This window comes from Bowmanella denitrificans, from assembly GCF_039522935.1.
Lineage (GTDB): Bacteria > Pseudomonadota > Gammaproteobacteria > Enterobacterales > Alteromonadaceae > Bowmanella > Bowmanella denitrificans.
This window is the reverse complement of sequence record NZ_BAAAEI010000010.1, coordinates 87,676-103,114: the sequence shown is the minus strand read 5'-3', so window position 1 is coordinate 103,114 and position 15,439 is coordinate 87,676. Positions and strand designations below refer to the sequence as shown.

The 15,439-nt window shown below is 50.6% G+C and carries 14 protein-coding genes and 1 tRNA gene; 4 read left to right on the top strand and 11 right to left on the bottom strand.

All coding sequences use genetic code 11. The annotated features are described in order from the left end of the window. On the bottom strand, positions 1 to 261 hold a 261-nt coding region (gene rpsO, locus ABD028_RS10010; RefSeq protein ID WP_343844610.1), incomplete at its 3' end, for a 30S ribosomal protein S15. A gap of 96 nt (positions 262 to 357) precedes the next feature. Then, the gene (locus ABD028_RS10005) at positions 358 to 1,182 is read right to left on the bottom strand and encodes a LysR family transcriptional regulator (RefSeq protein ID WP_343844609.1); all 825 of its coding nucleotides are present in this window, start codon (positions 1,180 to 1,182) and stop codon (positions 358 to 360) included. Between the two features lie 101 nt (positions 1,183 to 1,283). Here ABD028_RS10005 and ABD028_RS10000 point away from each other — a divergent pair, with 101 nt between their 5' ends. Further along, positions 1,284 to 2,192 (top strand): MBL fold metallo-hydrolase, encoded by a 909-nt coding sequence (locus ABD028_RS10000; protein ID WP_343844607.1) that lies wholly within the window; start codon positions 1,284 to 1,286, stop codon positions 2,190 to 2,192. Positions 2,193 to 2,232: 40 nt separating this feature from the next. Here ABD028_RS10000 and truB read toward each other — a convergent pair whose 3' ends face one another. The 6 genes from truB to ABD028_RS09970 form a co-directional block, all read right to left on the bottom strand. Then, a complete protein-coding gene (gene truB, locus ABD028_RS09995; RefSeq protein ID WP_102795545.1) occupies positions 2,233 to 3,165 on the bottom strand; it encodes a tRNA pseudouridine(55) synthase TruB in 933 nt (310 codons plus the stop codon). After that, the gene (gene rbfA / locus ABD028_RS09990) at positions 3,166 to 3,579 is read right to left on the bottom strand and encodes a 30S ribosome-binding factor RbfA (RefSeq protein ID WP_343844604.1); all 414 of its coding nucleotides are present in this window, start codon (positions 3,577 to 3,579) and stop codon (positions 3,166 to 3,168) included. Positions 3,580 to 3,681: 102 nt separating this feature from the next. Next, entirely contained in the window at positions 3,682 to 6,291 is a 2,610-nt protein-coding gene (gene infB, locus ABD028_RS09985; RefSeq protein ID WP_343844602.1) for a translation initiation factor IF-2, read from the bottom strand. Between the two features lie 24 nt (positions 6,292 to 6,315). After that, positions 6,316 to 7,809 (bottom strand): transcription termination factor NusA, encoded by a 1,494-nt coding sequence (nusA, locus tag ABD028_RS09980; protein ID WP_102795548.1) that lies wholly within the window; start codon positions 7,807 to 7,809, stop codon positions 6,316 to 6,318. Positions 7,810 to 7,878: 69 nt separating this feature from the next. After that, positions 7,879 to 8,337 carry a ribosome maturation factor RimP gene (gene rimP / locus ABD028_RS09975; RefSeq protein ID WP_102795957.1) on the bottom strand — a complete coding sequence of 153 codons (459 nt, stop codon included), beginning with the start codon at positions 8,335 to 8,337 and terminating at the stop codon, positions 7,879 to 7,881. A gap of 454 nt (positions 8,338 to 8,791) precedes the next feature. After that, positions 8,792 to 8,868 (bottom strand) — tRNA-Met (locus ABD028_RS09970). Between the two features lie 381 nt (positions 8,869 to 9,249). On the opposite strand from ABD028_RS09970, the gene bfr reads away from it, so the two are divergent. Continuing rightward, on the top strand, positions 9,250 to 9,717 hold the full coding sequence (bfr, locus tag ABD028_RS09965; RefSeq protein WP_102795549.1) for a bacterioferritin: 468 nt from the start codon (positions 9,250 to 9,252) through the stop codon (positions 9,715 to 9,717). 41 nt (positions 9,718 to 9,758) lie between these two features. Here bfr and ABD028_RS09960 read toward each other — a convergent pair whose 3' ends face one another. Next, positions 9,759 to 11,093: a glutamine synthetase family protein gene (locus ABD028_RS09960; protein ID WP_102795550.1), complete on the bottom strand. Its 1,335-nt coding sequence runs from the start codon at positions 11,091 to 11,093 to the stop codon at positions 9,759 to 9,761. Positions 11,094 to 11,246: 153 nt separating this feature from the next. Between ABD028_RS09960 and ABD028_RS09955 the strand changes: the two genes are divergently transcribed. Both ABD028_RS09955 and ABD028_RS09950 read left to right on the top strand, forming a co-directional pair. After that, the gene (locus ABD028_RS09955; RefSeq protein WP_102795551.1) at positions 11,247 to 12,530 is read left to right on the top strand and encodes an NAD(P)/FAD-dependent oxidoreductase; all 1,284 of its coding nucleotides are present in this window, start codon (positions 11,247 to 11,249) and stop codon (positions 12,528 to 12,530) included. A gap of 5 nt (positions 12,531 to 12,535) precedes the next feature. Further along, the gene (locus tag ABD028_RS09950; protein WP_343844598.1) at positions 12,536 to 13,144 is read left to right on the top strand and encodes a TetR/AcrR family transcriptional regulator; all 609 of its coding nucleotides are present in this window, start codon (positions 12,536 to 12,538) and stop codon (positions 13,142 to 13,144) included. Here ABD028_RS09950 and speB read toward each other — a convergent pair. Both speB and ABD028_RS09940 read right to left on the bottom strand, forming a co-directional pair. Further along, positions 13,141 to 14,043 carry an agmatinase gene (speB, locus tag ABD028_RS09945; RefSeq protein ID WP_343844596.1) on the bottom strand — a complete coding sequence of 301 codons (903 nt, stop codon included), beginning with the start codon at positions 14,041 to 14,043 and terminating at the stop codon, positions 13,141 to 13,143. The two genes, ABD028_RS09950 and speB, sit on opposite strands and share 4 nt — an antisense overlap. Before the next feature lie 9 nt (positions 14,044 to 14,052). Continuing rightward, complete coding sequence (locus tag ABD028_RS09940; protein WP_343844594.1) at positions 14,053 to 15,402, bottom strand: glutamine synthetase family protein; 1,350 nt, start codon at positions 15,400 to 15,402, stop codon at positions 14,053 to 14,055. Between the last annotated feature and the right edge of the window lie 37 nt (positions 15,403 to 15,439).

Below are 15,439 nucleotides of genomic sequence, written 5' to 3'. Positions count from 1 at the left end.
CAGACCCAGACGCTTGATCAGATCCAGGTAACGGTCCTGATTTTTGCCTTTCAGGTAATCCAGCATGCTACGACGCTGACTTACCATACGCAGCAGACCGCGACGTGAATGGTGATCTTTCTTATGATCCGCAAAGTGACCTTGCAGCTTGTTGATATTGGCAGTCAGCAGGGCAACTTGCACTTCTGGGGAACCAGTATCGCCTTCTTTCACACCGTACTCGGCGATGATGTTTGCGGTTTCTTCTTTAGTTAGTGACATGATTTTCTCCTAAGTTAGGACCGGCCGATCACTAATTCAGCGGGTCGGAAGAGGCGGTATTATAGCGATGCGGCTAGGAATAGCAAGACAGGGCCATTAGTCTTTTGTAGACAACAACCAGTCGATTAATGCTTGCGCGGCCTGACTCAATTGACTGCGAGGCTCATAGACCAGATACAATGGCAAATCCGGTAATGGGAATGGTGATGGCAACTGCACCAATTCACCTGATTGCAGATGCGTTCGGCACAAAGGTTCAGGTAATAAGGCTGGCGCCGTACCGTTCAAGCATAGTTGCAATGCATATCCCAGATCCTGGCAATGCAAACGCGGCGACCTAAGTGCAGGTTTCATTCTGGCTAATGGATCCAACAACATATTTGATGGCAAAGGATCTGACCATTGCCGGGCCTGTAGCTTATTTACCACCAGTATTATGGGATAGCTAGCCAGTTCTCTGGCCACCAGGTTGTCTTTCACTGGGTGCCCCCCTCTAATTGCCAGATCAATACGATGCTCGATGAAATCCAGAGGCGCATCATCGACCACCAGTTCCACAGATACCTCTGAGTTCAAGTGGCAAAATGCCGCCAGTTGTCTGAGCAAAGAAGAATCAGGTAAAAGCGCTGGCAGAGACAAACGTATGCTGCCCCTGAGTTGGCCATCATTACGTAATTTATCTTCGGCAGTCTGCAGCGTACTCAGGGCCTGTTGGCAGGCTATCAGATATTGCCCTCCTTCATGGGTCAGAGACATATTTCTGGTGTTACGGCGCAACAATCTGACTCCCAGCCGTCTTTCCAGTTCCTGAATACGGGCACTAACGGTGGCACGAGGAAGTTGCAACTGCCGCGCAGCAGCAGAAAAGTTTAAGCATTCAGCAACCAAAACAAAGGTTCTGATGGTATCCAGCCCCAACATTGTCAAATCTCTTTATACACAAAGACAAATTTGTCTCATATTCCCCAACAATTTAAAAGGCCTTATGCTTGCCTCCACATTGTAACTAATAAGGAAATCCTATGGCTTTTACCCGTATCAAGACCATTAGCAGCCAAACACTTAGCGCTGCGCTGTTAACCGCATCGCTATGTGCCCCAGCCGAGACGAATGCAGATTCTGTGGACATACAGTGGCTGGGCGGCCCGACCATGCTGATTGAATTCGGCCCCATCAGACTGTTAACAGACCCCATGCTGGGTGAAGGCCATCAGGCTTATAAGATGGGCGACCCCAATGAAATGTTTGATCTGAGTATTGGTCCGAATATCAAAAACCACGCCCGATTGGTCGCTTTGCCGGAATGGGATGCAGAGGGCCTGGATCTGGTATTAATCAGCCATAGCCACGAAGATCATTTTGATCAAAGCGCGCGAGCGACTTTGTCCAGACAACTCAAGATGTTGGCACCAGCAGTTGATACACCACTTTTAAATGAATTGGGCTTTACCCAGCATGTGCAAATGCCCTGGAACAAAACCTGGCGTTACAACGAAGGCGATTATGCGGTCAGCATCACTGCCATGCCAACAGCGCACAGTACGGATGCAGATATTCAAGCATTTCTGGGGCATGGTAATGGCTACTGGATAACCTTCAGCCACCAAAGCTGGAGCAAAAACCTGTACTGGGCGGGGGATACCTTTATCACTGCGCCATTAGTTGAACAGCTGAAGCGACAAGGCGATATGGATATATTTATACCGCATCTGGGCGGTGTTGGCACGACCGGACCGCTGGGTAAAATATCCATGGATGCCAGCGATAGTATTGCTGCGATTCAGCAATTGGTCCCAGAGCACACGCTGCCTATCCATCACACCACTTATGGCCTTTACCTTGAACCTATCAGTAAATTACTGGCCGAGGCGGAAAAACATCATATTCAGGTGGATTTGCCTGCCGCCGGAAGCTGGTTAAGCTACAGATAAAGGGCAAGGTTGGTCGCTTGCCCGGCTGTGCAGAAAGTTGTCAGTACACCACTAATCGCCTGGGCGCCAAACGCCCTGGCTGTTCCACTTCTGCCACACCAAGGAAACGGCCATCCTCTTCAGCATAGGCTCTGACCTGTCCGGTCAAATCTGCGGTGTCGGCTTGCACGGGATTGCCATTGCTGAAGTACGCCAGTTTCTCGGTCTTTACCCTAACGGCTGGCAATGCAGCTACCGCGGTATCCATAGGTAAAAGCAGCGCGTCCAGAGCCTGGTAATTCACGCTTTCGCCATCCCTGCACTCCTCCGCCAGCGCTTGCAGTTCATCCAGGCCCATCATGTTATCCACCGGGTAATTGGCGACTTGCACGCGATCCAGCATGGTCACATAAGCGCCACAGCCCAGCAACTGCCCCAGATCATCTACTAATGAACGGATATAAGTGCCTTTGGAGCAATGCACCTGCATATCCACTTCATCCTTGTCAAAGCGGCTGATTTGGATATCGAATATCTCAATATCCCTGGCTTCTCGCGGCACCTCTATGCCCTGGCGGGCATAATAATAAAGGGGTTTGCCCTGATACTTTAAGGCAGAGAACATGGAGGGTACTTGTTTACTTTTGCCTTTAAAGCCCATCACAGCCTGATGAACCTGCGCCTCAGTAACATTTACAGGGCGGGTTTCGACAACCTCGCCATCGGCATCCGATGTGCTGGTGCGAATCCCCAGTTTAGCCGTCACCCGATAGGTTTTATCTGCATCCAGTAAGAACTGCGAGAATTTGGTGGCTTCCCCCAAACAGATAGGCAGCATACCGGTTGCCAAAGGGTCCAGTGCTCCGGTATGTCCTGCCTTGGCCGCGCCAAACAGCCAACGTACCTGCTGCATAACCTGATTAGACGAACCGCCCAGCGGCTTATTCAACAAAAATATACCGTTTACGGCACGGCCTTTGCGACGTTTGGCCACTTATTCCTTATCCTCTGCGTCCAAGTCCCGACCGGCCTGGCGCGCTCGCTCTTTGTCTTTATTCACTGTTTCCGTCAACAGGCTGGATAAACGCATCCCCTCGGTAATCGACACATCCTGTACAAAGCGAATCGCGGGAACGGTTCGCATACTCATGCGTTTTGATAACAAGGATCGGACAAAGCCCTTGTTGTCGTCCAGTATTGCCATCTGTTCTTTGATTTTCGCTTCATCGGTGTCAAAAAACGTCACAAAGACTTTGGCATGGGACAGATCCCTGGATACTTCGGCGCCAGAAACTGTCACCAGACCAAGGCGCGGATCACGATTCTTAAACTCGTTCTGCAGAATACTGGCGACTTCTTTATGGATTTGCTGACCGACTCGGTCAGTTCTTGAAAATTCTCTAGCCATGTTTTTACTCTCGTAAAGACAGCAACGGAGGCTCAATACCATTCGGCAGGCCTCCGCTACATAGTCACTAATGTGGTGGGAGGACGCGCCTCCCATCCGTCATCAGATCTCCCGTTTAATCTCGATAGTTTCGAAAACTTCGATTTGGTCGCCTACGCGCACGTCGTTGTAGTTCTTCACGCCGATACCACACTCCATGCCGTTACGTACTTCAGACACGTCGTCTTTAAAGCGGCGCAGTGACTCCAGTTCACCTTCGTAGATCACCACGTTATCACGCAGCACGCGGATGGGTGCGCTACGTTTCACCGTGCCTTCGGTGACCATACAACCGGCGATGGCACCCAGTTTGGGTGAACGGAAGACGTCACGCACTTCAGCCAGACCAATGATCTCCTGCTTGAATTCAGGGGCAAGCATACCGCTCATTGCACCTTTCACTTCATCAATCAGATCATAGATGACGCTGTAGTAACGCAAATCAATTTCTTCGTTTTCAATCATCCGGCGCGCAGTTGCATCAGCACGGACGTTAAAGCCAACGATAATGGCGCCGGAAGCCGCTGCCAGGCTGGCGTCAGTTTCAGTAATACCGCCCACACCACTGCCGACGATATTAACTTTCACTTCGTCGGTGGACAGTTTCAGCAATGAATCGCTGATAGCTTCGACCGAGCCTTGTACGTCAGCTTTCAGTACAACGTTCAATTCGCTGACTTCACCGGCTTCCATATCGGCAAACATGTTCTCCAGTTTGGCTTTTTGCTGTTTAGCCAACTTCAGTTCACGCTGCTTGGTACGACGGGTACTGGCAACCTCACGCGCCTTACGTTCGTCCTGCACGACACGGGCATCATCACCGGCAGCGGGTACGCCAGACAGACCCAGAATTTCAACCGGTGTAGACGGACCAGCCACTTTGACATCATTACCCTGTTCATCGCGCATGGCACGTACACGGCCATATTCGAATCCACACAACAGGATGTCACCAGCTTTCAGTTCGCCCTGCTGCACCAGCACTGTGGCCACAGGACCACGACCTTTATCAAGGCGTGATTCGATCACTATGCCTTTAGCCGGACCTTTAGGTACCGCCTTCAATTCGAGTACTTCAGCCTGCAGGGAAATCGCTTCCAGCAAACTGTCGACACCCATACCGGTTTTGGCAGATACAGGAACAAACTGGTGCTCACCGCCCCATTCTTCAGAAATCACTTCCAACTGAGACAGTTCGGTTTTTACCCGATCCGGATCGGCACTTTCCTTGTCCATCTTGTTGATGGCAACAATCAGGGGAACACCAGCGGCCTTAGCATGTTGCACGGCCTCTTTGGTTTGCGGCATCACACCGTCATCGGCTGCCACCACCAGAATAACGATATCGGTGGCTGTCGCACCACGGGCACGCATTGCGGTAAAGGCCGCGTGTCCAGGTGTATCCAGGAAGGTGATCTTGCCCAGGTCAGTTTCTACGCTGTAGGCACCGATATGCTGAGTAATACCACCAGCCTCACCGGCCGCCACTTTGGCGCGACGAATGTAGTCCAGCAATGAGGTTTTACCATGGTCAACGTGACCCATTATCGTCACCACAGGTGCACGGGTCGTTTTGTCAGACGTGGTATCTTCCGCCAGCAGTTCGTCTTCCAGGGCATTGTTATTAACCAGCTCATATTTATGACCCATTTCTTCTACCACCAACACGGCAGTATCCTGGTCTAATACCTGATTAATCGTGACCATCTCACCCATCTTCATCATGGCTTTGATCACTTCGGTAGCCTTTATGGCCAGTTTGTTGGCTAATTCACCAACCGTAATTGTTTCGCCTATCTTTACCACACGTTCCACCGGCTGGGCAGGTTTGTTGAAGCCATGCATCAACTCTGCGCCAGCGTTCTTTTTCTTTTTGGACTTGCGACGGCGTCCGCCGCGCTCGAATTGCATATCCTCTTCGTCTTCCGCTTCCTGAGCGTAACGATTGGAATGCAGGTGAACCTCTTCTGATTCACGACGACGGCGACGCTCATCTTCTTCTTTCCAGCGACGCTCGTTTTCTTCAGCCAGCTTGCGGGCTTTTTCTGCCGCCTTCTTAGCTTCTTTTTCCAGTTTCTTCTGGTTCTCTTCTTCCTGAGCCACCCGAATCTGCTCGGCTTCCTGACGGGCTTTTTCACGCTCTTCGCGTTCTTCGTCACTCAGGTTGGTTTCTTTTTCACGCTGTTCGGCTTCGCGGCGTTCACGCTCTGCACGCTCAGCCTCGGCTTTCGCCTTAGCTTCAGCTTCCTTACGAGCTCGCTCTTCCGCCGCTTTACGCGCTTCTTCCTCGGCAATACGCTGTTCTTCCAAGCGTGCTGCTTCTTCTTCGGCGCGGCGTCTGGCTTCTTCTTCTGCCAGACGAGCTTCGTCAGTTTCACTGCGCTTCACGTAAGTACGCTTCTTACGGACTTCCACTTTCACTGACTTGGACTTACCTGCAGTGTTGATACTCAATGTGCTGGTAGTGCGGCGTTTTAACGTCATGCGTGTTGGTTCTGCATTGCCTGAACCACCATGCTGACGACTCAAGTGGTCCAGCAAGATACGCTTTTCGTCTTCATTTACCTGATCGTTTACACGCTTTTCAATGCCAGCATCTGCGAACTGCTGAACCAAGCGGTCAACCGATGTGCCAATATCACCGGCAAGCTTTTCAATGGATACATCTGCCATGAGTGCTAGTTCCCCCCGTTGACCTTACTCTTCACTGAACCAGACGATATTGCGGGCAGCCATAATCAGCTCAGCCGCCTTTTCTTCGCCCAGTTCCTCTATATCACTGATTTCATCGACACCCTGCTCGGCCAACCCTTCCAGGTCAGTAATGCCGCGACTGGCCAGAATAAAGGCCACATGTCTTTCCATACCAGGCAGGTTTAACAGCTCATCCTTAGGCTCGGCATTCTCCAGTGATTCCTCATTTGCCAGCGCCTGAGTCGTCAATGCAGCACGCGCTCGTTCACGCAGCTCTTCGACCATTTCTTCTTCCAGCCCCTCAATGGACAGCAGCTCAGCAACAGGTACATAAGCAATTTCTTCTAGCGAGGTGAAACCTTCTTCCACCAACACCGCAGCGAAGTCCTCGTCGATATCCAGTCCCTTAACAAAACGCTGTAACACTTTGGAATTTTCTTCCTCATGCTTGGCATTCAGATCTTCCACCGTCATCACATTCAGTTCCCAGCCTGTCAATTGGCTGGCTAAACGTACGTTTTGACCGCTGCGACCGATAGCTTGAGCGAGGTTGTCGGCTTCCACAGCCACATCCATGGTACGGTTGTCTTCATCAACTACAATGGCAGCCACTTCAGCAGGCGCCATAGCGTTAATCACAAACTGGGCTGGATTCTCATCCCACAGTACGATGTCAACACGTTCACCGCCCAGCTCGCCAGATACCGCCTGTACCCTTGAACCCCGCATTCCCACACAGGCGCCAACAGGATCCAGACGTTTGTCGTTGGTTTTAACCGCTATTTTGGCACGTGAACCCGGGTCGCGGGCAGCGGCCTTGATTTCCAGCACTTCTTCGGCAATTTCCGGTACTTCAATGCGGAACAGCTCTACCAGCATTTCTGGTTTAGAGCGGCTGACAAATAACTGGGCGCCACGGGCTTCAGGTTTAATCACATATAACAAGCCGCGTACGCGGTCACCCGGACGGAACGTTTCACGCGGCAGCATATCTTCACGGTAAATAACCCCTTCGGCATTGTTACCCAAATCGATAATGATGTTGTCGCGGTTGACCTTCTTGACCGTGCCGGTCACCAGTTCACCCACACGGTCTTCATATTCGGCCAGCACCTGCGCACGTTCCGCTTCTCTGACCTTCTGAACGATCACCTGCTTGGCGGTCTGAGTCGTGATACGGTCAAAGACAATGGATTCAATTTGCTCTTCTACATAATCGCCGACCTGAATATCAGGCTCATCAATTTGTGCTGCAGACAGGGTAATTTCAGCAAAAGGGTTTTCCTGAGGCTGATCATCCGGCGTCACTCTCCAGCGACGGAAGGTGTCAAAATCCCCTGTATCGCGATGGATACTGACCCGGACTTCTATTTCACCTTCATTTTTCTTCTTGGTGGCGCTGGCGATCGCGTACTCCAATGCCTCAAAGATCTTCTCTCTGGGAACTTGTTTTTCATTGGATACAGCTTCAGCCACTAATAGAATTTCTTTATTCATTGCCCTGTTGCCTCACAAAAACTTCCACGTTGCTAGTTGGATGACCTGTTGACTAAGACCCACTTGACGTTAGTCGAAGTTAGGAACCAGATTACCTTTCTCAATATTGGCGATGGCCAGTTGATAGGACACGCCATCCACTTCCACGGTCAGAGTGCCGTTTTCACAACTGAGCACCTTGCCTTTGAAATTTCTTCTGTTATCCATGGGCATACGCAGCCGCACAGATACCGTTTCGCCCACTACTTTGAGGTAATGCGCTTCTTTAAATAATGGCCTGTCCATACCAGGAGACGATACTTCAAGGTCGTACTCCGTGGAGATAGGATCTTCCACATCCAGCACCGCACTGACCTGATGACTCACATCAGCACAATTGTCCACCGAGATACCATCCGGGTGATCGATATAAACTCGCAGCGTGGAATGCCGACCTGCCCGTACAAACTCGATACCAAGTAACTCAAACCCCAAGGCTTCGACTGCCGGGGTTAGCATTTCAGTCAATGTTTGTTCCAGTTTTGACACAGCCAGGCTCCAAAAACAAAAAAAGGGCATCAAGCCCAGACATTTTTCGGGGATTTCTCCCCTGACAATCTATGTAGCCAAAAACGAGCGACATGCAGACCAAAACGGTAACAGCGTTGCTCAGATTTGGGGACCAAGACTAACAAAAAGCCCCGATTCTAACGGGGCTTGTCAGGTCTGGATTCTAGTCCAAGTATTGGTTGTCTATGACAACCCGGATGCCTGATAAACAACATCCGATGGAGAAAACCAAATTCAGGTTTTCTTCCCCTGATAATCGGGACGTTACTATTCTTTACTAAGAGGGAGCCCGTCCAGATTTCGAGGCGCAAGTATAAGGTTCACGGCAAAGATTTGCAAGTTAAGGCAAATCTCTGGCGATAGCACTCGGCCTCATCAAGTTGCAGTCGGAAAAGTAAAAAGCCGACAAGCAAATACTTGTCGGCTTTCTATTTGGTTGCGGGAGCCGGATTTGAACCGACGACCTTTGGGTTATGAGCCCAACGAGCTACCAGGCTGCTCCATCCCGCGTCTGTAACCTGTTCTTGGCGGGTCTTGCTTAGCGCCCCGTCTCAAGATGGTGCGTATTATACATAGGCAAAAAGGGTGCGCAAGCCCAATTATGAAATATTCATGAAACCTTGATTCGTTCGCTCAATTAACCAACAAAGCGTATAAACAAACAGCGATTCTGAACAATTAGACCGTAAAAATTAGTTTTTACTTGCAGATTCGAGCGCATTTTCCTGTCCGGGCAAATGCTTAATGGTCAAATTAGCAGCAGAGTAACAAAACGAAGTACCAACGAGAATTGATTTCATTAGATAATCCATTGATATTAAAGAATAATTTCCAAAACACTCGATATTCCACTACACTTAGGCACAGATTTTTCGGCACGGACAGATATAAATGAAAGGTAATACCCAAATCATCGACGCCCTGAATCGCCTGCTCGCCAGTGAGCTGACTGCGATGGACCAGTATTTTATCCATTCACGTATGTACCAGGATTTTGGCCTGAACAAACTGTTCGAGCGCATTGATCATGAGTTTGACGATGAAAAAGGTCATGCAGCCGCGTTGATTGAGCGTATTTTGTTTCTGGAAGGGACGCCGGATATGAGCCAGCGCGATGGCCTGAATATTGGTCAGGACGTTCCAGCAATGCTACAGGCGGACCTGAACCTGGAATATGATGTACAACGCCTGCTTAAAGATACGATTAAATTATGTGAGCAAGAGCAGGACTATGTCAGCCGCGATATGCTGACCGGCTTGCTTAAAGATACCGAGGACGACCACGCCTATTGGCTGGAACAGCAGCTTCGTTTGATTAAACTGATTGGTCTGCCAAACTATCTGCAGTCACAGATGTAATAAGCAGGGCGTGGGAAGCTAAGCCCCCACGCTCTTCGCCATTACACATTCAACAGCAAGAATTCACGCTCCCAGGAGCTGATCACTTCGTTGAACGCCTCACATTCATTACGTTTCACCGCACTGTAAGCATAACTGAAGTCTTCACCCAACAGGCTGCGCAGCGGCTCACATTTATCCAGCAAACGTAGCGCTTCTTCCAGATTGCGCGCCACTTCTATTTCCTGCGTATAGGCATTGCCTTCATTAGCTTGTTGCGGTTGCAGGTTTTCAGTCAGTCCCAAATAGCCGCAGGCCAGGGTTGCAGCAAAAGCTAAGTAAGGGTTAGCGTCAGACCCGGGCAAACGGTTTTCCACCCTGAAACCATCCGGTTCACTCTCTGGCACCCGCAGTCCGGTGGTACGGTTGTCATACCCCCAGTCAAAATTAATCGGTGCAGAATTGTCCGGTGTAAAACGCCGATAAGAGTTCACATTGGGTGCGAAGAAGCATAACGCGCTGGGGCCATATTTCTGCAGACCGGCAATGTAATTGAAGAACAAGCTGGAATATTTACCGTCTTTGGTGGAAAAGGCATTGTTGCCACTTTTCCTGTCCACCAGGCTTTGGTGGATATGCATGGAACTACCGGGCTCTCTGCGCATCGGCTTGGCCATAAAGGTTGCATATACACCATTGGACAGGGCTATCTCCCGCACGACCCGCTTGAACAAGAACACTTCGTCGGCCAGTTTAAGTGGATCGCCATGTAAAAAATTCACTTCAAATTGCGCCGCACCAGATTCATGGATCAGGGTATCAATGCCCAGCTCCATTTTTTCACAGTAGTCGTACATCTGATCAATGATCTTCTCAAATTCATTAACCGCATCGATGCTGTAACTTTGACGAGCCGATTCACGCCGACCGGAGCGTCCAACTGGTGGCGTTAACTCATAATCAGGATCGGTATTTTGTGCCACCAGGAAAAACTCCACTTCTGGGGCCACCACAGGCACCAAATCCCTACTTTGATACAAAGCCAGAATTTTTTTCAGAACATTACGTGTCGACAACGGATGGGGCTGACCACTGGACAGATAACAATCGTGAATAATCAAAGCAGTACGCTCATCTGCCCAGGGCACTTCGCGAATGGTGCTGGTATCAGGCTCCAGAAACATATCCGAGTCGGTTTCACTGACAATATCGTAGTGTTCGCTGGTGTATTCACCGGTTACGGTTTGAATCAGTATGCTTTCAGGTAGCCGGCTTTCCTGTTTAATAAACTTCTTGGCGGGAATAAATTTGCCTCGGGCATTGCCCGTCATATCCGGCACCAGACATTCAACTTCCGAGATGCGATGGCTGGACAGCCACTTCTTTACATCTTCCATATATCACCTGTTAGATTGTGCTTATAATTCTATTTCGAATTATTATTCGATATGCTAGGGTAAAAAGCGCTAATTAACAATATGACAATTTACGTCAAAAGCTAACAATTGCGCCATATCGGTATCTGCGCTACTCAACCATTAGAGGCCGGGATGGAAGACAACAAGCAACTTTACTACTTACAAAGCGCTAACACCCAGGTGCCCTGCCAGACGCTAAACGGTCAGCACAACGTCGATGTCTGTATTGTAGGTGGGGGGCTTACCGGTATATCCACAGCACTTCATTGCGCCAGACGCGGGCTGAGCTGCATGCTATTGGAAGCCGAACATCTCGGCTACGGCGCCTCAGGACGTAATGGCGGCCAGGTCAGCCCTGGACAGCGGTTGGATCAAAGCGAACTGGAAGCCAAGGTTGGCTCTGACGCCGCCGGTAAACTTTGGCAACTGGCATTGGATTCTGTGGATCTGGTGCGTAACCTGATTGATCAACATAAAATTGACTGTGACTTTGTGCCCGGCATATTACATACCGCGTTCAAACCCAGTCATGCCAGACACATGCGCGACAATGTGCGCAAGCTCAACGAGGAATATGGCTACCACGACAAGCGGTTTGTGGATAAAGACGAATTAGCCACCATGCTGGCCAGCCCGCGCTACCACGGGGCTGAATTGGATATGCGCGCTGGTCACCTGCATCCGTTGAATTTTACTCTGGCCCTGGCCCAGCTTGCCCAGCAAGCAGGCGCGATACTCTGTGAAAAAAGCCGGGTGATCGGCATTCGCAGCACTAAACAAGGACTGAACATCCAGACCAGTGCGGGGCAAGTCCAGGCTGACAAGTTGGTTTTAGGTTGCAATGGCTATCTGGGTAAGCTTTTCCCGAAAGTGGCCGGGAAAATCATGCCTATCAATAATTTTATCGTCACCACTAAGCCTTTGGGTGAACAGCAGGCCCGGGCTCTTATCCGCGATAATGTCGCTGTGGCCGACTCCAAGTTTGTGATCAATTATTACCGTACTACGGCTGACCATCGCTTACTTTTTGGCGGGGGCGAAAATTATTCTTCCCGCTTTCCGGCAGATATCCGTGGTTTTGTGCGCCCCTATCTGGAAGAAATCTTCCCACAATTAGCCGGGGTGGAGCTTGAACATGGCTGGGGCGGTACGCTGGCCATTACCCTGAATCGTATGCCTCACTTTCAATGTCTGGACAATCGTATTTATATTGCGCAGGGCTACTCCGGGCATGGTCTGGCATTGGCCACGCTAGCCGGAAAATTAATAGATCAAGCCATTGCCGGGCAGCCTCAGGATTTTAATGCCTTGGCCAGTTACCCGACCCCGACGTTTCCCGGCGGCACCTGGTTGCGATACCCCGGCTTGGTGGCAGGTATGCTCTACTATGCCATGCGCGATAAATTTGGAAACTGAGCCGCGTGAGCAAACCCCTGCAGCCTAGAAACTTACCCAGTCAGAAGCGCTCCATTGCCCGTCAGGAGCAAATTCTGGAGGTGGCTGGCGAATTGCTTGAAAAGTTGGGACCTGCGGCATTAACCACCATACGCATTGCCGAAGAAGTGGGTATTTCGGTCGGTACCCTGTATCACTATTTCCCTAATAAGGAAGCAATCTTGCATGCCATGGGGCAACGTTGGCTGCAACAAATGGCCAATACCCTGACGCAGGATGAACATTATTCCCCAGCCACCTTGCAGGAGTTTGTTGAGCTGTTTGTCAATCATATGCACCAGTTGTATAGGAAGCAGCGTGGATTGCTGCATTTGGTGCAGGGTATGTTCGCCATACCACAATTAATGACGCTGGACGAACAACATGACGAATTGGTGATTAATCATGTGGCCAGCAGGCTTGAAAAACTCGGGGTACCACTGCCGCTCAGCGAACGCCAGCGTATTGGCCGGACTTTCCATGAAACCAGTCATGCTCTGTTGCTGGTGGTGGTCAATCAGTCAAAACCCAGGGGCAGCAAAACCCTTGAAGAACTCAAGCGCATGCTGCATACCCTGGCACAATCCCTGCCTTAGCTATTTTTTTGGCTGGCCAGCAGATACAACATATCGGTAGCCAGGGTCGCCGCCAGTAAACTGGTAATCTGGCTATGGTCATAGGCCGGACACACTTCAACAATATCCATGCCTACCCAGTTGAGACCCTGCAGATTGCGTAACAACTCCAATATAAAGTGCGGGCTGATTCCGCCGATCACCGGCGTGCCGGTACCTGGTGCGAAGGCAGGATCAATACAATCAATATCAAAGGTCAGATACGCAGGGGCATCCCCCATGGTCTGTTTAATCCGCTCAGCAACTTCCAACGCCCTGGCATGCCACAACGCTTCCGCGGGGATAACCTCGAAGGGGGTTTTACTGCTGTGGTCTGTACGGATCCCCAGTTGCATCACTTTGCCGTCTAACAGCAAGCCCTGCTCCCTGGCATGATAAAACACGCTGCCATGGTCAAACTCACTGCCGCCGGAATAATCATCGGTGTGCGCATCAAAATGTAGCAACGCAACCGGTCCGCGTTTGGCCACCATGGCCTGAAGGACAGGTAAAGTGACCAGGTGGTCGCCACCAAAGGTAAAGGGAATGGCGCCAAGCTCCATAACCTTGGCAATATGCTCGCGCACCGCCTGCATTGCCCCTGGAGCATCGCCATGAGAGAAATTGACGTCGCCCACATCGGCGACCTTCAGCTTACGACGCAGTGAAAATTTCCAGGGATGGCGGCGCTGCTCCCATCCCAGGTTGGCTGACGCCTGGCGAATAGCGGTAGGGGCAAAACGCGCCCCCGGCCGACCAGAGGTAGCAAGGTCAAAAGGCACACCGGCAATGACCACGTCGGTATCCTTATCCATTTTGCTTTTGGACGCGAATACAAATGTGTTAGCTGGCTGATAGAGCGAATAATTGGCGTTGGTCATAAATCTGCATCAAAGAGTGTTGAGATAAAAATCATATTCCTTGAGCGTCACGGTTTGTTCGAACTTGAGCAGCTCCTGCTCCTTGCAGGCCCGGTAGACCTTGATAAAGTCAGCCCCAAAATACTGGTTGAAGACTGCTGACTCACTTAACAGCGTCAGCGCATCCGGTAAACGGCTTGGTAAGGATGGATTGTCGAACTCGAACGTATTGCCTTCCTGCGGCGCAGGGGGGGTGAGCTTGTTGGAGATACCATGATACATGGCAAACAGAATTGCCGCCATCGCAATATAAGGATTGGCATCCGCTCCGGCTACTCTGTGTTCAACCCGGCGGCTATGGGGTTCACCGGCAGGAATGCGCACTGCCACGGTACGATTGTCCACGCCCCAGTTCACATACATGGGCACATACAGATTTGGCTGCATACGCCGGTAGGAATTAATATTCGGACATAAAAACGCCGTACTTTGCTGCATGCTGTCCAGCAAACCGGCCACAGCATTCAGTAATAAGGGGTTTTCTTCCGGCTCCCCTTCGCCAAACAGATTTTCGCCGTCTTCATCTACCAGGCTGGCATGGATATGCAAACCGCTACCGGCAAGATGGCCATAAGGCTTGGCCATAAAGGTAGCCTGCATGCCGTGTTGCTCGGCCACCTGATGAATAATGCGCTTAAGCATCATCGCGTGATCACATGCCAGCAGTGGGTCATCACCATGACGCAAATTGATTTCAAACTGTCCCGGTGCGTACTCTGAAACCGCAGTATCGGCCGGTACCCCCTGGGCCTGGCAGCAATTATCCACATCCAGCAGAAACTCGGCAAAGTCATCCAGATTCAGCATCGAGTGACACTGGGTATTGGCTTCTCTTTTGCCGGTTTTAGGGGAAATGGGTGGCTGGATATGTCCGGTTTCGGTGCGCTCAGCATCAATTAAGTAAAATTCCAGCTCCACGGCAACAACCGGGTGCATGTTGAGTTTTTTGAACAAGGCTACCGCCTGACTGACCTGATGGCGTGGGTCGATCATCACTGGATGGCCTTCGTAGTCATACATGCTAAAAAGTAACTGCGCGGCCGGTTGTGCTTGCCAGGGACAAATGGCCAGGGTCTTCAAATCGGCATAACAGATGCGATCCGGTTCACCGATCTCCAGCCCCAGTTCAGAGGCTTCCACTGTTTCTCCTGATGCATCCAATGCCAGCACAGAGAAGGGTAAATGCATGCCCTGCTCCACCACGGCCTCAATGGAGTCCCGTTTGATTCTTTTGCCGCGGGCCACGCCGTTTAAATCCGACAGAATCAGGTCAAAAACTTCTACATCCGGGTAATTGACAAGAAAGGAGCTTAACTCCATGATCATCTCCGACGTTTATTATATTGAACACTTGTTC